This window comes from Bradyrhizobium genosp. SA-4 str. CB756 (assembly GCF_000473125.1).
GTDB classification, from domain to species: Bacteria; Pseudomonadota; Alphaproteobacteria; order Rhizobiales; family Xanthobacteraceae; genus Bradyrhizobium; species Bradyrhizobium arachidis.
Genome location: NZ_KI421499.1, coordinates 7263869 through 7282789 on the forward strand (window position 1 = coordinate 7263869; position 18921 = coordinate 7282789).

Annotated in this window: 16 protein-coding genes; 8 read left to right on the forward strand and 8 right to left on the reverse strand. The window is 65.3% G+C overall.

The window, feature by feature from the left end:
• Window positions 1–10 precede the first annotated feature (10 nt).
• The 5 genes from BRAGE_RS0135140 to BRAGE_RS0135160 all read left to right on the forward strand — a co-directional run bounded on the left by BRAGE_RS0135140 (window position 11) and on the right by BRAGE_RS0135160 (window position 6503).
• Entirely contained in the window at window positions 11–1807 is a 1797-nt protein-coding gene (locus BRAGE_RS0135140) for a glucan ABC transporter ATP-binding protein/ permease (RefSeq protein WP_027561406.1), read from the forward strand.
• 176 nt (window positions 1808–1983) lie between these two features.
• The gene (locus BRAGE_RS0135145) at window positions 1984–3447 is read left to right on the forward strand and encodes a D-alanyl-D-alanine carboxypeptidase family protein (protein ID WP_027561407.1); all 1464 of its coding nucleotides are present in this window, start codon (window positions 1984–1986) and stop codon (window positions 3445–3447) included.
• A 193-nt stretch (window positions 3448–3640) separates the two neighbouring features.
• Window positions 3641–5326: a long-chain fatty acid--CoA ligase gene (locus BRAGE_RS0135150; RefSeq protein ID WP_027561408.1), complete on the forward strand. Its 1686-nt coding sequence runs from the start codon at window positions 3641–3643 to the stop codon at window positions 5324–5326.
• A 16-nt stretch (window positions 5327–5342) separates the two neighbouring features.
• A complete protein-coding gene (locus BRAGE_RS0135155) occupies window positions 5343–5897 on the forward strand; it encodes a DUF924 family protein (protein ID WP_027561409.1) in 555 nt (184 codons plus the stop codon).
• A gap of 120 nt (window positions 5898–6017) precedes the next feature.
• Entirely contained in the window at window positions 6018–6503 is a 486-nt protein-coding gene (locus BRAGE_RS0135160) for a peroxiredoxin (protein WP_008543132.1), read from the forward strand.
• A 355-nt stretch (window positions 6504–6858) separates the two neighbouring features.
• On the opposite strand, the gene rnhA is transcribed toward BRAGE_RS0135160, so the two are convergent.
• From rnhA to ispH, 3 genes are read right to left on the reverse strand one after another with little or no spacing between them, the layout of a single operon-like run.
• On the reverse strand, window positions 6859–7323 hold the full coding sequence (gene rnhA / locus BRAGE_RS0135165) for a ribonuclease HI (RefSeq protein ID WP_027561410.1): 465 nt from the start codon (window positions 7321–7323) through the stop codon (window positions 6859–6861).
• Window positions 7320–8303, reverse strand: a complete 984-nt coding sequence (locus BRAGE_RS0135170; protein ID WP_027561411.1) for a homoserine kinase — start codon at window positions 8301–8303, stop codon at window positions 7320–7322. The genes rnhA and BRAGE_RS0135170 overlap by 4 nt, the downstream gene beginning before the upstream one ends.
• A gap of 6 nt (window positions 8304–8309) precedes the next feature.
• Window positions 8310–9278 (reverse strand): 4-hydroxy-3-methylbut-2-enyl diphosphate reductase, encoded by a 969-nt coding sequence (ispH, locus tag BRAGE_RS0135175; RefSeq protein ID WP_027561412.1) that lies wholly within the window; start codon window positions 9276–9278, stop codon window positions 8310–8312.
• 264 nt (window positions 9279–9542) lie between these two features.
• On the opposite strand from ispH, the gene BRAGE_RS0135180 reads away from it, so the two are divergent.
• On the forward strand, window positions 9543–10238 hold the full coding sequence (locus BRAGE_RS0135180; RefSeq protein ID WP_027561413.1) for a DUF1013 domain-containing protein: 696 nt from the start codon (window positions 9543–9545) through the stop codon (window positions 10236–10238).
• Window positions 10239–10396: 158 nt separating this feature from the next.
• Here BRAGE_RS0135180 and BRAGE_RS0135185 read toward each other — a convergent pair whose 3' ends face one another.
• The 4 genes from BRAGE_RS0135185 to BRAGE_RS0135200 form a co-directional block, all read right to left on the reverse strand.
• Complete coding sequence (locus tag BRAGE_RS0135185; RefSeq protein WP_027561414.1) at window positions 10397–10666, reverse strand: hypothetical protein; 270 nt, start codon at window positions 10664–10666, stop codon at window positions 10397–10399.
• A gap of 235 nt (window positions 10667–10901) precedes the next feature.
• A complete protein-coding gene (locus tag BRAGE_RS0135190) occupies window positions 10902–12812 on the reverse strand; it encodes a propionyl-CoA synthetase (RefSeq protein ID WP_027561415.1) in 1911 nt (636 codons plus the stop codon).
• Between the two features lie 280 nt (window positions 12813–13092).
• A complete protein-coding gene (locus BRAGE_RS50800) occupies window positions 13093–14532 on the reverse strand; it encodes a tetratricopeptide repeat protein (protein ID WP_084334588.1) in 1440 nt (479 codons plus the stop codon).
• 132 nt (window positions 14533–14664) lie between these two features.
• The gene (locus tag BRAGE_RS0135200) at window positions 14665–15429 is read right to left on the reverse strand and encodes a tetratricopeptide repeat protein (RefSeq protein ID WP_027561416.1); all 765 of its coding nucleotides are present in this window, start codon (window positions 15427–15429) and stop codon (window positions 14665–14667) included.
• 80 nt (window positions 15430–15509) lie between these two features.
• Here BRAGE_RS0135200 and BRAGE_RS0135205 point away from each other — a divergent pair, with 80 nt between their 5' ends.
• On the forward strand, window positions 15510–17087 hold the full coding sequence (locus BRAGE_RS0135205; protein ID WP_084334590.1) for a cation:proton antiporter: 1578 nt from the start codon (window positions 15510–15512) through the stop codon (window positions 17085–17087).
• 69 nt (window positions 17088–17156) lie between these two features.
• Window positions 17157–17927, forward strand: a complete 771-nt coding sequence (locus BRAGE_RS0135210; RefSeq protein ID WP_027561418.1) for a hypothetical protein — start codon at window positions 17157–17159, stop codon at window positions 17925–17927.
• A gap of 185 nt (window positions 17928–18112) precedes the next feature.
• Here the strand turns inward: BRAGE_RS0135210 and BRAGE_RS0135215 are convergent, their stop codons facing one another.
• On the reverse strand, window positions 18113–18919 hold the full coding sequence (locus BRAGE_RS0135215; protein WP_027561419.1) for an SDR family NAD(P)-dependent oxidoreductase: 807 nt from the start codon (window positions 18917–18919) through the stop codon (window positions 18113–18115).
• Window positions 18920–18921: the final 2 nt, after the last annotated feature.

The following is an 18921-nucleotide window of genomic DNA, read 5'->3' on the forward strand; positions in this document are numbered from 1 at the left end:
GCTTGCCCGCATGTCCATATTCCGTCTCTACACCCGTGTTCTGGAACTGCTCGGCAAGGAAGCGCGGCTCGGCTGGCTGCTGGCGGTCGCCAATCTCCTGCTCGCGGCCTCGCAATTCGCCGAGCCGGTGCTGTTCGGCCGCATCGTCGACGTGCTCTCCGGCAAGACGGTGGCCGGCTCCAACTCGGCCTGGCCGTTCCTGGGTGCCTGGGTGGCGTTCGGGCTGTTCACCATCGCCTGCAACGCGCTCGTCGCATTGCAAGCCGACCGGCTCTCCCACCGCCAGCGCCAGGCGGTGCTGACCAGCTATTTCGAGCACATTTTGCAACTGCCGCTGACCTTCCACTCCGGCACCCATTCGGGCCGGCTGATGAAGGTGATGCTCAACGGCACCGACGCGCTGTGGCGGCTTTGGCTCGGCTTCTTCCGCGAGCATTTTGCTGCGATCCTGTCGGTCGTCGTGCTGCTGCCGCTCTCGCTCTATCTGAACTGGCGGCTGGCGATCCTGCTGTTCGTGCTCTGCGTCGTCTTCACCGCGCTGACGACCTTCGTGGTGCGCAAGACCTTCGGCATGCAGATGGCGGTCGAGGAGCACTATAGCGAGCTCTCCGCGCGCGCCTCCGACGCGCTCGGCAATGTCGCGCTGGTGCAGAGCTTCGTCCGCGTCGAATCCGAGGTGAAGGGGTTGCGCTCGGTCGCCGACGAGCTGCTGGCGGCGCAGATGCCGGTGCTGTCGTGGTGGGCGCTCGTCACCGTCATCACGCGAGCCTCCACCACCATCACGGTGCTCGCGATCTTCACGCTCGGCATCGCGCTGCACGACCAGGGCCTGACCTCGGTCGGCGAGATCGTGATGTTCGTGAGCTTTGCGACGCTGCTGATCCAGAAGCTCGAGCAGGTCGTGAGCTTCATCAACAGCGTCTTTATGGAAGCGCCGCGCCTGCGCGAGTTCTTCGGCGTGCTCGATGCGGTGCCCGCGGTGCACGACCGCCCCGATGCGATCGACGCGGGGCGGCTCTCCGGCCTCGTCGAGTTCAACGACGTCACCTTCTCCTATGACGGTAAACGCCCTGCGATCGAGGACCTCTCCTTCACCGCGCTGCCCGGCCAGACCATCGCGCTGGTCGGCCCGACCGGTGCCGGCAAGTCCACCGCCATCGCGCTCTTGCATCGCGCCTTCGACCCGCAATCCGGCTTCATCAGGATCGACGGCATGGATGTGCGCGGCGTGACGCTGACCTCGCTGCGGCGGAACATCGGTGTCGTGTTCCAGGAAGCGCTGCTGTTCAACCGCTCGATCGCGGAGAATCTTCGCGTCGGCAAGCCGGATGCGACCGAAGCCGAGATGCGCAAGGCCGCGGAGCGCGCACAGGCGATCGAGTTCATCGAGCGCAGCGGCGGCTTCGAGACCAATGCCGGCGAGCGCGGCCGCATGCTCTCTGGCGGCGAGCGCCAGCGCCTCTCGATTGCCCGCGCGCTGCTGAAGGATCCGCCGATCCTGATCCTGGACGAGGCGACCAGCGCGCTCGACGCCGTCACCGAGGCCAAGGTGAATGCCGCTCTCGACGAAGTGATGAAGGGCCGCACCACCTTCGTGATCGCCCATCGTCTGTCGACCATCCGCAATGCAACACGGATCCTGGTGTTCGAGAATGGCCGCGTGATCGAAAGCGGAACTTTCGATGAACTCGTGGCCAAAGGCGGCCATTTCGCCGAGCTCGCCAGGGCGCAGTTCATGGTTCAGGAAAACGCACGGGCCAGCGTGACGGCGGGCGAGACTGCCGCGACTGCGGTCAAGTCCCCATAGGACCGTCGAAATTCGGCCTATTTCATTGCGGAATACCGCACCGATCCCCCTATTCTCGCCGCACCAGCCGGTATAGGTTTGCGACGCCGCAAGCGGCGGCGCCGGATTTCAGAACCGAACGTCAGATCACGAGAGCCGGCCGTATCAGGCGGGTCTCCAAGGACCGGAATCGGATAGTGCACGCCATTCGCCCGCTGCTTCGCAAATCCCTGTTCAGCCTGTTCGCTGCGACGCTCGCATGCGCCGCACTGCTCGCGCCGCGCGCGGCGAGTGCCGAAGCGCTGCTGCTGATCGAAGCCGACAGCGGCAAGGTGCTCCAGGCGGAGAACGCGACCATTCCGTGGTATCCGGCCTCTGTCACCAAGATCATGACGGCCTATGTGACGCTGAAGGCGGTGAAGGACGGAAGGCTCACGCTCGACACGCTGCTCACGGTGTCGCCGACGGCCGCCTCGCAGTCGCCGTCGAAGATGGGGTTCCGTCCGGGAACGCAGCTCACCGTCGACAACGCGCTGAAGATGATGATGGTCAAGTCGGCGAACGACATGGCCGTGGTGCTCGCCGAAGGCGTCGGCGGCTCGATCGACGGCTTCTCGGCGATGATGAACGACACCGCGCAGCGGCTCGGCATGACGCAGACGAGCTACGTCAATCCGAACGGCCTGCCCGCCGACGGCCAGATCACCTCCGCGCGCGACCTCGGCATTCTCGCGCGCTCGTTCCTGCGCGACCTGCCCGAATACGAATACTACGTGCACATCCCGGCGATCCGCTTCGGCAAGCGCGTCACCGGCAATTTCAACAAGCTGATCGGCCGCTATCCCGGCGCCGACGGTTTCAAGACCGGCTTCATCTGCGCCTCCGGCTACAATCTCGTCGCCTCCGCCACGCGCAACGGCCGCCGGCTGATCGCGGTCGTGCTCGGCGCCAACTCCGGCACCGCGCGCGCGGTGAAGGCGGCGCAGCTGCTCGAGCGCGGCTTCAGCCAGGACAATCTCACCTGGCTCCGCCCCTCGCTCGGCACGGTCGACAAGCTGGTGCCGGTCGACGCTTCGCCGCCGAATCTGCGCGAGGAGATGTGCGGCGGCCATCGCAAGCGCCCGGCGAGCGACGACGACGATGCGCTGATCGCCACCAATGGCGGCACCGCCGGATCGGCCTCGGCCACCGGCGGCGAAGCCCAGGTCACCTTTTTCACGGCCGGCCTCCAGCCGCCGCTGATGAAGGCCTCCGAGCTGATGGCCACCGCTCCCGCGGCGGCCGAGCCCGTGCTGGTCTATACCGGCCCGACCCGCACCGGCACGGCCCTCATCGCGGCGGTGGCCGCCGATGCTGACCAGCAGGCGACGCCCAAAGCGCGTGGCAAGAAGTCGCGCGTCGCCAAGAAGCCCGACGCCGCCGACAAACCCGCGGACAAGCCGAAGGAGCCGAAGACAGCGGCGGCCAAGCCCGATGCGAAGAACAATGCGAAGGGCGACAGCAAGACCGCAGCCAAGCCGGCCGCCAGGCATGCCGCGGCCAAGCCGGATGCAGCGTCGAAACCTGCCGAGAAGCCCGCGAGCGGCGAAGCGGCGGCAAAACCCGCCAAGCCCAAGGCCGCGACCAAGCCGGCTGCTGCCAAGCCCGCGAACAACAGTTAACGCCGCCTCGGAATTGAATCACAGCCCGCGCTTCGCAGTTGCGGCAAACCGATTTGCGACGATTCCAGTAGCCACTCCCCGGCCTTTGCCCTAAGCCACGACGGCTTGCCACCTGTTCCGGCAGGCTCGATACTGCCGGCAATGAGGCAAGCCCGAGACACAACGGGCTCAGGTGTAAGAGAGGGGAGTTTCCATGGAGCGCATCTGGCTCAAGCAATACCCGCCCGGCGTGCCCGCCGACATCGAGCCGACGCAATACGCATCGCTGGTCGACCTCCTGGAGGAGAGCTTCACCAAGTTCGCCGACCGCAAGGCGTTCATCTGCATGGACAAGTCGATCAGCTATCGCGACCTCGACCAGATGTCGCTGGCGCTCGCCGCCTACCTGCAGGGCCGCGGCCTGCAGCGCGGCGCCCGCGTCGCGATCATGATGCCGAACGTGCTGCAATATCCGGTCGCGACTGCGGCCGTGCTGCGCGCCGGCTACGCGGTGGTCAACGTCAACCCGCTCTACACCCCGCGCGAGCTCGAGCATCAGCTCAAGGATTCCGGCGCCGAAGCCATCATCGTGCTGGAGAACTTTGCCCACACCGTCGAGCAGGTGATCACGAAAACGCCGGTGAAGCATGTCATCGTCGGCAGCATGGGCGATCTGCTCGGCTTCAAGGGCATGATCGTCAATCTCGTCGTCCGCCGCGTCAAGAAGATGGTGCCGGCCTTCTCGCTGCCGGGCGCGGTGTCCTTCAACGACGCGCTCGCGACCGGCCGCAGCCTGACCTTCAACAAGCCGAAGCTCTCGCCCGGCGACGTCGCCTTCCTGCAATATACCGGCGGCACCACCGGCGTCTCCAAGGGCGCCACGCTGCTTCACCGCAACATCGTCGCCAACGTCTTGCAGAACGATGCCTGGCTTCAGCCGGCGCTGGCGCAGCCGCCGCATGTCGAGCAGCTGATGATCGTGTGCGCGCTGCCGCTCTATCACATCTTCGCGCTGACGGCGTGCTACCTGCTCGCGGTGCGCGCCGGCGGCTGTAACCTGCTGATCCCGAACCCGCGCGACATCGCCGGCTTCGTCAAGGAGCTCGCAAAATACCAGGTCAACAGCTTCCCGGCGGTCAACACGCTCTACAACGGGCTGATGCACCATCCTGATTTCAAGAAGCTCGACTTCTCCAAGCTGAAGATCTCCAACGGCGGCGGCATGGCGGTGCAGCGCCCGGTGGCCGAGCAGTGGAAGGCGGTGACCGGCTGCTTCATCGCCGAAGGTTACGGCCTGTCGGAGACCTCGCCGACGCTGACCTGCAATCCCGCGACCACGACCGAGTTCTCGGGATCGATCGGCATCCCCGTGCCCTCGACCTGGATCTCGATCCGCGACGACGACGGCAACGAAGTCCCGCTCGGCCAGCCCGGTGAGATCTGCGCCAAGGGCCCGCAGGTGATGTCGGGCTACTGGAACAGGCCGGAGGAGACCGCCAAGGTGATGACCGCCGACGGCTATTTCCGCACCGGCGACATCGGCGTGATGGACGAGAGGGGCTACACCAAGATCGTCGACCGCAAGAAGGACATGATCCTGGTCTCCGGCTTCAACGTCTATCCGAACGAGATCGAGGAAGTGATCGCGAGCCACCCCGGCGTGCTCGAATGCGCCGTGATCGGCATCCCCGATTCCAAGTCGGGCGAGGCGGTGAAGGCCTTCGTGGTCAAGAAGGACCCGAACCTTACGGCGGAGGACGTCATCAGGTTCTGCCAGGAGCAGCTCACCGGCTACAAGGTGCCCAAGCACATCGAATTCCGCACCGACCTGCCGAAGACCAATGTCGGCAAGATCCTGCGCCGGCAGCTGCGCGACGAGAAGAAGGCCGAGGCGGCGTGAGCCGCATCGCGGATTCATGACTGACGTGAGCGACAACACGCCGGCCGGCATTCTCGCCTTCTGGCGCGAATCCGGCCGCGAGCGCTGGTACGAGCGCGATGACGCGTTCGACGCCGAGGTCAGTCGGCGCTTTCTGGCGCTGTGGCAGAAGGCCGTCGCCGGCGAGCTGGCGTCATGGGAAGACAGCGACGACGGCGCGCTCGCGCAGGTCATCGTGCTCGACCAGTTTCCCCGCAACATGTTTCGCGGCACACGCGAAGCCTTCGCCAGCGACGCGCTGGCGCGCGAGGTCGCCCGCCGCGCCATCGCGCGCGGCGTCAACAAAAGGGTCGATCCGATCCTGCTTGAATTCCTCTATCTGCCCTTCATGCATTCCGAGCACCTGCCCGATCAGCTGCATTGCGTCGCGCTGTTTGAAAACACCGACAATGCCGAAAACCTGAAATACGCCCGCCTGCACGCCGACATCATCCAGCGGTTCGGCCGCTTTCCCCACCGCAACCCCCTCCTCGGCCGCGACACCACCGCGGAGGAGCAGGCCTTCCTCGACAGCGGCGGTTTTGCCGGTTGATGACATCGCGGTGAAGGGCGGCCGCCCCCACGGCTTTGCGCATCACTTCCCTTGCCGGCAATATTGTGCAGGCCGGCGCCACGGTCTAAAAAGCGGGACCGATTTTCAGGGAGACTGACGATGGCGATCCAGACTGGCGACAAGCTGCCCGAGGCGAAATTCCGCGTGATGACGGCGGAAGGCCCGCAGGTGAAGACCACCGACGACATCTTCAAGGGCAAGAAGGTGGCGCTGTTCGCCGTGCCCGGCGCCTATACCGGCACCTGCCACAAGATGCATCTGCCGAGTATCTTCCTCAACGCCTACGCCATGAAGGACAAGGGCGTCGACACCATCGCCATCGTCTCCGTCAACGACGCCTTCGTGATGAACGCCTGGAAGCGCGACACCGACCAGCGCGACGAGGCCATCTTCCTCGCCGACGGCAATGCCGAGTTCGCCAAGGCGATCGGCATGGAGCTCGATGCCTCCGCCAACGGCCTCGGCATCCGCTCCAAGCGCTATTCGATGCTGGTCGAGGACGGCGTGGTCAAGAAGCTGAACCTCGAGGCGATGCCCGGCAAGGTCGAGGTCTCCGGCGGCGATACGCTGCTGGGACAGCTGTAAGCTTTAGGCGCCGTTCTTAGCCACAAATGACACTGTCATGCCCCGGCTTGACCGGGGCATCCAGTACGCCGAGGCTTCTCGGCTCAATCACAACCGCCTCTGGAATACTGGATCGCCCGCCTTCGCGGGCGATGACAGTTGAGAATGAGGCGGTGCCGTAGGGTAGGCAAAGGCGCGTCAGCGCCGTGCCCACCATCTTGCCTCGATTGAAAAAAGGTGGGCACGCTTCGCTTTGTCCACCCTACGAGACTCGGGCAGCTGTAAGCTTGAAGTCATTCTGGGGCGCGCGAAGCGCGAACCCGGAATCTCGAGATTCCGGGTTCGGTGCTACGCACCGCCCCGGAATGACGGAGCACTACTCCCCCACCCGCTGCTGCAACCGCGCCTTGACGATTCCGTCCCGCGCGAGCTGATCCGCCCGCTCGTTCTCGGGATGGCCGGCATGGCCCTTGACCCAGTGCCAGCGGACGTCGTGCTGCTTCAAGGCCGCATCGAGGCGCTGCCATAGCTCGACATTCTTGACCGGCTTCTTGTCGGCGGTGCGCCAGCCGTTGCGCTTCCAACCGTGGATCCACCCGGTGATGCCCTGCCGGACATACTGGCTGTCGGTGTAGAGATCGACGGTGCACGGCTTCTTCAGCGCTTCGAGCGCGGAGATCGCCGCCATCAATTCCATCTGGTTGTTGGTGGTATGGCGCTCGCCGCCGTTCAGCTCTTTCTCCTTGTCGCCGAACTTCAGGATCGCACCCCAGCCGCCGGGCCCCGGATTTCCCGAGCAGGCACCGTCAGTATAGATCGTGACAACGGGCTTTTCGCTCACGCAACCAGTCCTGACGGCATCAGCCCGTAATCGCGCACGCCGGAAACACTCTGGTGGAAGCGCAGCTTGCGAAAATATTCCAGCGGATCCTTCGGCTTGACCAGCGCGCCCGGCGGCACGTTGAGCCAGTCCACCAGCCGCGTCAGCAGGAAGCGGATCGCAGCGCCCCGCGCCAGCAGCGGCAACGCGGCCTCCTCGGCTTCGCTCAGCTTTCGCACCCGGCCATAGGCATTGAGGAAAGCGCGCGCCTTGGTGACGTTGAAGGAATGATCCGGCTCGAAGCACCAGGCGTTGAGGCAGATCGCGACGTCATAGGCCAGCATGTCGTTGCAGGCGAAGGTGAAGTCGATGATCCCCGAGAGCTTGTCGCCGAGAAAGAAGACGTTGTCGTTGAAGAGGTCAGCGTGGATCACGCCCTCGGGCAGATCGGTCGGCCAGACGCCACTCGAGAGATGGTCGAGCTCAGTGGCAAGGAAGCTGCGCAGGCCCGGCTGCACCTCGTCGGCGCGACTTGCCGCCGCGTCAAACAACGGCCGCCAGCCCGCAACCGAGAGCGCATTGGCGCGCTTGATCGCGAAATTCGCGCCGGCCAGATGCATCCTGGCGAGCCCCTCGCCGACGCCGGCGCAATGCGCAGCGTTCGGCTTGCGCGGCCAGACGCCTTCGAGAAAGGTGATGATCGCGGCGGGGCGCCCCGACAGCTCACGCAACGCCTCTCCGTCTTTGGCCTTCACCGGCAGCGGACAGGTCACGCCGTGCTCGGCCAGATGCGTCATCAGCGCGAGGAAGAACGGCAGATCGTTCTTCGCCACGCGCTTCTCATAGAGCGTGAGGATGAACGAGCCTTTGCTCGTGTGCAGCAGGAAGTTGGAATTCTCTACGCCCTCGGCGATGCCCTTGTAGGAGAGCAATTCGCCGAGATCGTATTGCTTCAGGAAATCCGCAAGCTCGTCGGCGGCAACGTCGGTGTAGACCGCCATAAAAGTCTACTCAGCGGCGGCTTCGGGGCGCACCTGACGCGGCAGCGGGAAGAACTCGTTCTCTTCCGCGGCCGAGACCGTCTCCACATGCAGCGTGTAGCGCTCGGCGAAGGCGTCCATGATCTCCTCGACGATCACTTCCGGCGCGGACGCGCCCGCGGTGATGCCAAGGCTCGAGATGTTGCCGAACTTGTCCCAGTCGATGTCGGCGGCGCGCTGCGCCAGCACGGCGATCTTGCAGCCCTCGCGCTCCGCGACCTCGCGCAGGCGCTGCGAGTTCGACGAATTGGGCGCACCGACAACGATCAGCGCGTCAACCACCGGCGCCACCTTCTTCACCGCGAGCTGGCGGTTGGTGGTGGCGTAGCAGATGTCTTCCTTGTGCGGGCCGTTGATGTTCGGGAAGCGCTCCTTGAGCAGCGCCACGATCTCGGCGGTATCGTCGATCGACAGCGTGGTCTGGGTCACGAAGGCGAGGTTGTTTGGGTCCTTCGGACTGATGGTCTTGGCGTCCTCGGCGGTCTCGATCAGGGTAACGGCGCCGGTCGGCAGCTGGCCAAGCGTGCCGACCACCTCGGGATGATGCGAATGGCCGATCAGGAAGATCTCGCGGCCGCGCTTGAAGTGGATCGCAGCCTCGCGATGCACCTTGGTCACCAGCGGGCAGGTCGCATCCAGCGAGAACAGGTTGCGGGATTGGGCGTCGGCCGGAACCGACTTGGGGACGCCATGGGCCGAGAACACGACCGGCGCGGTGGTGTTTTCGGGGATTTCGGCCAGCTCCTCGACGAAGATGGCGCCCTTCTTCTTCAACCCATCGACGACGTACTTGTTGTGCACAATCTCATGGCGAACATAGACGGGAGCGCCGTACTTATCGAGCGCCCGTTCCACGGTATCGATCGCCCGGACCACCCCGGCGCAGAAGCCGCGGGGAGAACAAAGCACGATCTTGAGGTCTGGTTTGGCTGACATTGAGCGATCTCGGGACCGAATCACCCGTTTCGCCTTCTGGCGGGGGCGGTCGATGGCTGGAAAGGGCTAAAAAGGGTTTGCTTGGACTTTACCGGGTCTGCAAAGGGAATTGGGCCCCCTTTCGGGCGCTGTCAAGGCACTATCTATAGCAGAACCATTGCGTGGCTAGCCCCTCCCGGCTTATATAGCGCGAATTCCCTGTCATCGCTGATGACTACCGGTTTCGCCTCCAGAGGGGTGGGCGAAGCACAAAGGAGATTTGCCATGAGCAACGCACCTCTGATGCCCAAGGCGACCGCCGTCTGGCTGCTGGACAACACCGCGCTGACCTTCGACCAGGTCGCCGATTTCACCAAGATGCACCCCCTCGAGGTGCGTGCGATCGCCGACGGCGACGCCGCCCAGGGCATCAAGGGCATGGACCCCCTCTCCAACGGCCAGCTCACCCGCGAGGAGATCGAGAAGGGCGAGAAGAACCCGGATTACCGGCTCCGCCTCCAGGAGAGCAAGGTGGTGCTGCCGCCCCAGCCTAAGCGCAAGGGCCCGCGCTACACCCCGGTGTCGCGCCGCCACGAGCGCCCGAGCGCCATCCTCTGGCTGCTGCGCAGCCATCCGGAGCTCAAGGACGCCCAGATCATGCGCCTGGTCGGCACCACCAAGAGCACCATCGCCAGCGTGCGCGACCGCACGCACTGGAACACCTCGCAGCTGACCCCGATCGACCCCGTCACGCTCGGCCTCTGCTCGCAGATCGAGCTCGATTTCGAGGTGCAGCGCGCGGCGAAGGAAAAGCCAATCGACGCAGCCTATGGCGGCGCCACCCTGCTGCCGGCCTCCGAGACCACCAAGAAGGACGAGTACGAGCCGGCGGAGAAGTCCAGCGACGACCTCAACGTCGACGCCGTGTTCGCCAAGCTCAAGACGCTCGGCGGCAAGAAGCACGAGGACGACGAGGAGTAAGGCTCCGCTCTTCGTTGACGATCGAATGCAAACAAAAAGCGCGGCAGGGAAACCTGCCGCGCTTTTGTTTTGTGGAAGCGTCACCCTCGATGTCGTGGCGTCAATGCCTCTCGCGGTGCCGCTGACCGAATGCGGGGCGCACGATGCGGCACTTCACATTACGGCCGCTCGGGATGGTTCAGCATATATTCGCCGAGATCGCGCTGGCGGCGGTCGGCGCGGGCGGTCGCGGCATTGCGCTGGACGTCGCGGTCCTTGCGGCAGGCCACATATTCGGGCGAGCCCTGGGCGTAGCCGCGGCTCTGGCACACCGCATCGTCATCGTCGCCGCCCATCGCCACCGGCGTCTGGTAGCGCGCCGAGCAGGCGGAAAGAGCGATGGCGAGAGCTACGGCTGCAAGCAGGCGCGGCGCGGTGGCGAGTGGCATACGAGGTCCTCGATTGGTCGGCCCTGTTTAGCGCGGAATGAGGAGATTGTAAGTCCCGGACGCCGTTCCCCACTCGCTGTCATTCCCCGCGAAAGCGGGGAATCCAGTACTCCGCGGCGGGCATTGGAGCACACAACTCCGGCCGCGGAGTACTGGATCACCCGCTTTCGCGGGTGATGACAGCAGAGGTTGGAGCGGCGGGGGCGTCCCGGTGGCACGACGGCCGGAGATCGCGTCACACTCGCCCCTTCAGCGCCTCGCCGATCTCATCCAGCACCTTGGGGTCCTCGATCGTGGCCGGCATGGTCCAGGCCTCGCCATCGGCGATCTTCTTGATGGTGCCGCGCAGGATCTTGCCGGAGCGGGTCTTGGGCAGGCGGCCGACGGTGATGGCGAGCTTGAAGGCGGCGACGGGGCCGAGCCGCTCGCGCACCAGCGCGACGATCTCCTTCTCGATCTCGTTCGGTGTGCGCTTCACGCCGGCTTTCAGCACCAGGAAGCCGCAGGGCACCTCGCCCTTGATCGCATCCTTGACGCCCAGCACGGCGCATTCGGCCACGTCAGGATGCGAGGCCAGGATCTCCTCCATGCCGCCGGTGGAGAGCCTGTGGCCAGCGACATTGATGATGTCGTCGGTGCGGCCCATCACGAAGACATAGCCGTCCTCGTCCTTGTAGCCTGCGTCCGAGGTTTTGTAATAGCCGGGGAATTCGCTGAGGTAAGCCTCCTTGAAGCGCGCATCCTGATTCCACAGCGTCGGCAGGCAACCCGGCGGCATCGGCAGTTTGATGACGATCGAACCCATCGTGTTCGCAGCAACCGGCCTTGCCGCTTCATCGACGACGTCGACCTGATAGCCCGGCATCGGCACCGTCGGCGAGCCGTGCTTGACCGGCAGCATGCCGAGGCCGACCGGATTGCCGGCAATGCACCAGCCGGTTTCGGTCTGCCACCAATGATCGATCACGGGCACCTTCAGCTGCTGCTCCGCCCACTCCACCGTCGGCGGATCGGCGCGCTCGCCGGCGAGGAACAGCGTGCGGAATGTCGACAGGTCATATTGTCGGATGAACTTGCCGTCCGGATCCTCCTTGCGAATGGCGCGGAACGCGGTCGGCGCGGTGAACAGCGCCACCGCCTTGTGCTCGGAGATGACGCGCCAGAACGCGCCGGCATCGGGCGTGCCGACCGGCTTGCCCTCATACATGATCGAGGTCGCGCCATGCAGCAGCGGGCCGTAAATGATGTAGCTGTGGCCGACCACCCAGCCGATGTCGGAGCCGCACCACCAGACCTCGCCCGGCTTGACGCCATAGAGGTTGAACATCGACCATTTCACCGCGACGAGATGACCGCCATTGTCGCGCACGACGCCCTTGGGGATGCCCGTGGTGCCCGAGGTGTAGAGGATGTAGAGCGGATCGGTGGCGGCGACGGGCACGCAAGGCGCCTTCTTGCCTTCGTTCAGCGCCTTGCGGCGCAGGCTTGCCCAATCATAATCGCGCCCGGGTGTGAGATCGCAGACGAGCTGGGGACGTTGCAGCACGATGCAGGCCTTGGGCTTCGCAGACGCAAGCTTGATCGCCTCGTCGAGCAGCGGCTTGTACTGCACGATGCGGCCCGGCTCGATGCCGCAGCTCGCGGAGAGAATGAGCTTCGGCTGCGCGTCGTCGATGCGGGTGGCGAGCTCCTTTGCCGCAAAGCCGCCGAACACCACCGAGTGCACCGCGCCGATGCGCGCGCAGGCGAGCATCGCGACCACGGCTTCCGGCACCATCGGCATATAAAGGATGACGCGGTCGCCCTTGGCGACGCCGAAATCCTGCATCACGGCGGCGAGCGCCTGCACCTCGCCGAGCAACTCCGCATACGTGAATTTGGTGATGCTGCTGGTCAGCGGCGAATCGTGGATCAGCGCGACCTGGTCGGCGCGGCCGCGTTCGACATGGCGGTCGAGCGCGTTGTAGCAGGTGTTGACCACGCCGCCGGTGAACCAGCGGCCGTAGACGCCTTGCGAGGCATCGAAGATCTTCTTCGGCGGCTCGATCCAGTCGATCTCCTTGGCCGCCTCGGCCCAAAACCCTTCCGGATCGGCCAGCGAGCGCGCATGGACCTCGTGATACTTGCTTCCACCCTGGGCGTTCATTCCGCGCTCCCGTTCCCTTTATTCGCCTGGCCCTGACCTTGCGGCACGACGGACGTCCCGCCATGACCCGGATCAAGTGCCGGCCTTGTTTGAGGGCTATTTTCCCGGGAACGGGCCGCGGTTCAAGCTGAAAAGGATGGGCCTTTTGGTAGGCGGGAAGAAAGGCCATCGAGGCAAGCTGGAGCCACAGCAAAGGTGGGCCCTCTCCCCCCCTTGCGGGGGAGAGCGGGAGAGAGGGGTGGCCACGAACTCAGTCTAGAGTTTGTGGCTCCCCCTCTCCCTAACCCTCCCCCGCAAGGGGGGAGGGAACGCAGTGTGCGCGTAGAGGCTTCTCAGCCCTCTCCTCCATCGCATTCAACCGCTGCAACCGATCCTGCATGACCTTCTTCAGATCATAGCCGGGGCGGCGGAAGCTCGCATCGCGCGTGACGAGGAAATCGCGCTGGGACTTGCGCAGATCATCCGCCGAGCGCCGGTTCAGGGATTTCAGCACGCGCTCATAGGTCTCCGCGATCCGGCGATCGAGCATGCCGAGCTGCGGATCGGCGCAGATCACCTTCTCGACCTCGCGCTTGGCGCTCGCGCAATCGAACGACGGGCCATTGCCCGAATTCGCCGCGAGCGGACGCGGCGCCTCGGTGCCGAACTTCGCGATCTCCGCCATCGTGGTGCGGCGGCCATTCGCGGCGTTCTCGTTGCCGGGATCGAGCTTCAGCGCGGTTTCGTAATCGGCCAGCGCATTCCTGCGCTCGCCCATCTTCTTGTAGAGCACGGCGCGATTGTTGTAGGTCAGCGCGAAATTCGGATCGAGTTTCAGCGCAGCCTCGTAGTCGCTGAGCGCCGCCCCAAACTCGCCCTTGTACTGATAGGCATCGCCGCGGTTGGTGAAAAAGTTCGGCCGCGGCACGAGGCGCAGCGCCTGATCGTAATCGGCGATCGCCTTGTCGTATTCGCCCATCGCGGCCAACGAGAGGCCCCGATTGTCGTAATATTCCGGCACTTTCGGATCGAGCCTGATCGCCTCGCCGTCGTCGGCGACCGATTTGTCGAGCTGGCCGAGCTTCTTGTAGGCCGCGCCGCGATTGGTGTAGCTGCGCGGCCGGTTCGGATCGAGCCGCAGCGCTTCGCTGAGATCGCGGATCGCCTTCTCGTTGTCGCCGCCGAGATAATAGGTCACGCCGCGGTCGGACCAGGCCTGCGCATAATCGCCCTTCAGCTTGATCGCCTGGTCGTAATCGGCAAGCGCCCGGTCGAGCCGGCGCTGGCTGGTATAGACCACGCCGCGCAGCTCGTAGGCCTCCGCATCCTGCGGGTCGAGCTCGATCGCCTTGCTGAGGTCGGAAGCGGCACGGTTGAGGTCGCCACCGGCCTCGCGCAGCAAGTCGCCGCGCAGGCGCCAGGCCTTTGCGTTCTTGCCGTCGAGCGCGATGGCGCGGTCGATGTCCCGCAGCGCCTGGGTGAGGCCGCCCGAAGTGCGCGCATTGGCGTCGGCGCGCACCAGCAGCGCCGCGGCACGGTCGCTCGTCGAATTCGAAGCCTGGTCGATGATGGCGCTGCAGGCCGGGATCAGCTCGGCCGGAGCGGCCTTGGTGCCCATGACGCAGTCGGCGGCAGAGGCTGGAGCAGCAAGGGCCAGGCTCATCGCCGCGCCGAGGAGGAAGCTACGCAGCGAGATCTTGGCAAACGGGAACGTTTGCGCGGAAGAAGGCGTGCCGCACATCAGGAAGGCTCCGTGACATCAGGTTTTCACCATTGTCGCGGCGGGAAAAGAATGGGTTCAATTTGGACCTGTTAGGGATGCACCGGCGCATCGCCCCCTCGCCCCGCTTGCGGGGAGAGGCGAAGGAGGCACTCAATACCCGTCCACGCCGTTGATCCGCTGCAGCCGCTCCTGCATCGCCTTCTTCAGATCATACCCCGGCCGGCCGTACCCAGCATTGCGCCGGGCGATGAACTCGTCCTGCTCGTGCTGGATCTTGCGCGCCTCCGCCGGGCTCTGGGCTTCGCGGATGGCGCGCAAATGCGATCCGTAGATCTCGCGGTCGAGATCGGCGAGCTCGCGGCTCGCGCAGATCGCCTTCTCGACGGCGCGGGATGCGCGGGCGCAGTTGAAGCTGGGCTTGCCGGCGACCGCCATCTGCGCCCCGATCCGCTCCAGCTCGCGCGCCATCGCCTTGTGATTGGCCTTGGCCTTCTCGTGGTTCGGATCAATCTTGAGCGCAGCGCCGAAATCCTGCACCGCCTTGGGCTTGTCGCCCTTCTTCAGCCAGAGCTCGCCGCGCGCGTTGAAGATATCGGCGAGCGTGGGGTCGAGCAGGAGCGCGCGGCTGTCGTCGGCGATCGCGCGGTCGATCTGGTCATGCCGCGCATAGAGCGCACCGCGCGCGATCAGCGCCTTGACCAGGTCCGCCTTCGCCGTCTTCTCGTTGTCGATCACGGCCGCGCAGGCGGCGGCGGCCTTGTCGATGTCGTCGGCCGCGGTCGCCGCGAGGCATGGCGCGACATCGACCGGCGGCACCGCGGCCGGCTCGCCGCCGGTCGCGGCATGGGCTGCGGCGAGCGAGAGCGCGGAGAGCAGAACGACACCTGCCAGTTGAATGAGATTTTGAAAACGCATGCTCGTTGCAGTCGGAAGGTCGTCTTCGGTCTTGCCTTGAGGCCGTACTATCCACCATACGGCCGGATTGGTGCTAGCTTGTGGCGCCGCTCAAATTGGTCTCGGGGATCGACGTGTCGACATTCGAATGGATCATCGCGCTTCTGCTCGGCGCCGTTGCATTATCGGCGGCGGCGCGTCGGATCAAGGTCCCCTACCCGACCTTTCTGGCCATCGGCGGCGCCCTGATCGCTTTCGTGCCGAACAGCCCGTCCTGGACGCTCGAACCCGACCTTGCCTTGGCGCTTTTTGTCGCACCGGTGCTGATGGACGCCGCGTTCGACACCTCGCTGCGCGATTTGCGCAACAACTGGGTTCCGGTCTCCACCCTGGTGGTGGCCGCGGTTGGCCTGACTACGATCGGCGTGGCTTTCGTCGCGCACCGGCTGATGCCCGACATGCCCTGGGCCGCGGCCATTGCGCTCGGCGCCATCGTGGCACCGCCGGATGCCGCAGCCGCGGTTGCGATCCTGAGCCAGGTGAAGCTGCCCTATCGGATGGTGAAGGTGCTGGAGGGCGAGAGCCTGCTCAACGACGCCAGCGCGCTGCTGATCTATCGCATCGCGGTCGGTGCGGTCGTTATGGAGCACCTGAAATGGAGCGAGGTCGCGCCGACGATTGCGCTCGGGCTGGTCGGCAGCGTCCTCGCTGGTCTTCTGGCGGGACGCATCATCCCGCTGTTCCTGGAACGCGTGAAGGAGGCGCCGAGCGCGATTATCGTCCAGTTCGCCACCACCTTCATGGTCTGGATCGCGGCTGAGCATCTCGGCCTCTCCGGCATCCTCACCATCGTGGTCTACGCCATCACCATCGCGCGCACGGCGGGCGCGCGCATGCCGGCACGGCTGCGGGTGCCGTCCTATGCGGTGTGGGAGACGATCGTGTTCGTCCTCAACGTGCTCGCCTTCATGCTGATCGGCATGCAGATGCGGCCGATCTGGACGCGGCTGGATACGGAAGTGCGCTGGGAATATTGCGTAGCCGCAGCCTGGATCCTGCTCACGGTGGTGCTGGTGCGGCTCGCCTGGATCACCTTCTACCGCACCACGCTGCGCGTGCTGATCGCGCGCGGGCTCTATCATCCGAAGGATCCCAAGGCCGTCGCCTCGCCGAAAGGCGGCCTCATCATCTCCTGGTGCGGTATGCGCGGGCTCGTCACGCTCGCCACCGCGTTCGCCCTGCCCGAGAATTTTCCCTATCGTGACTTCATCGTCTTCATCGCCTTCGCGGTGGTGCTGGGCTCACTGATCATCCAGGGCCTGACCCTGCGCCCGCTGATCCTGGCCTTCGGCCTCAAGGACGACGATCCCGTCGGCCTCGAGGTCGCGCGCGCCCGCGCGGTCGCCTATCGCGCCGCGCTCGATGCGATCGAAGACGATCCCTCGGAGGAAGCCGAAATCTTGCGGCTCGAATACCGCGCCATCCTGATGCAGGCGGATGACGATCCTGACGGCGGAATCGCCCACGGCCGTCTCCCCGCCGACGCGCTGCGCCTCCGCGCCATCGAGGCTGCGCGCAAGTCGATCCTCGGCCTTCGCGATACCGAAGTGATCGGCGACGATGCATTCCACCGGGTCGAGGAAGAGCTCGATCGCGCGGAGTTGAGCGCCGGGGGATAGGCAACGTGCGCCAGATCACACAAGCGATCCGGCGTTGAACCTGATGGTGTCGTCGTAGACACATTCCTGATGACGACCTTGATCGACGACCGTCGTGTACGCGCGCGTGATGCGTCGCCTGCACGATATTTTTATCTCCACATGGCCCTGGCCTGCGCGGCCACTGCATTCCTCGGCTTCGCACCGACATATTGGATGCCGCTCGTCCACCGGACATTTTCCGCAAGCCCGGTGATTCATTTTCACGGATTGTTGTTCTTCACCTGGACGCTTTATTTCGTGCTCCAGACCTGGCTCGCGGCTTCTGGCCGCGTGGTCAATCACCGCGCGCTCGGCATCGCCGGCGTGTCGCTTGCGACCGCGATGACGATCTTCGGCTTCCTCGCCTCGGTCACGTCGATGAAGCACGCCGCGGCGCTCGGGCAGACCGACGCCGGCATCGCCTTCTCGATCGTGCCGATGAGCGGCATCGCGTTCTTCGCCATCGTGTTCGTGCTCGCGATCATGAACACGCGCAGGCCCGAGCTTCACAAGCGCCTGATGCTGCTCGCCGCGGTCTCGATCCTCGATGCCGCGATCGCGCGCTGGTTCCTGACCTTCCTCGCCCCTCCCGGACCGCCCGGCCCGCCGCCGGTGCCGGTCACGATCGCCCCGGCAGTGGTCGCCTCGCTGCTGCTCGTCGTCGCCATGGTGCGCGACTGGCGCACTGAGGGCCGCGTGCACCCGGTCTACATCTACGGCACGCTCGCGATGCTGGCGGTGAAGTTCCTGAACTGGCCGATCAGCGAGACCGCGGCGTGGCATTCGTTTGCCGGCGGGATTCTGGCGCTGGCGCAGTAGGGCGCCAAACACTCCACTGTCGTCCGGACAAGCGCAGCGAAGCGAAGCGCCGATCCGGGATCCATAGCCACAGGGAGTGGTTTGGCGAAGACTCGGAGTTACCAGCTCGCGCGACGACTTCTCCCTGTGGTTATGGGTCCCGGGTTCGCGCTTTGCGCGCCCCGGGACGACAGCGGAGATTGGGGCTACGCCCCCGCCTTGCACGTGATCCCGCCGTCGACCACGAGCTCGATCCCCGTCACATATTTCGACTCGTCCGACGCCAAAAACAGCGCCGCATTCGCGACGTCCCAGGCATCGCCCATATGCCCCATCGGCACCTGCGCGTCGCGGGCGCGCCACATCGCTTCCACGTCGCCCTTGGCGTAGCTGCTGGCGAGGCCCGCCGAATGCTCCACCATCGGCGTCTTCATCAGGCCGGGCAGGATCGCGTTCACCCGGACATGATGGCGCGCGAACTCGATCGCGGTGGTGCGCGTCATCTGATTCATCGCCGCCTTCGAGGTGCCGTAGGTGACGTAGGAGATGCCCATGTGGCGGATCGAGGCGATCGAGGAGATGTTGATGATCGAGCCGCCGCCCTGCTTCACCATCACGGGGATGACGTGCTTCATGGCGAAATAGGCGCTCTTGAGGTTGACGCTGAAGACGCGGTCCCAGCTCTCCTCGGTGACCTCGACCACGCTGCCCATCTCGGCGATGCCGACATTGTTGTCGAGCACGTCGATGCGGCCATAGGCCTTGAGGCACGAAGCGACCATCGCCTCGATTTCGGCAGGCCGCGCGACGTCGGCGGTGAAGGCCGCCGCCTTGCCGCCTTCGCCGGTGATGATCTTCGCGGTCTCCTCGGCCGCCGCGCCGTTGCGGTCGACGCAAAACACCTGCGCACCCTGACGCGCGAAAGTCACCGCGGTCGCCTTGCCATTGCCCCAGCCCGGCCCGATCGAGCCGGCGCCAACCACCATCGCAACCTTGCCCTTGAGCCGATCCATCG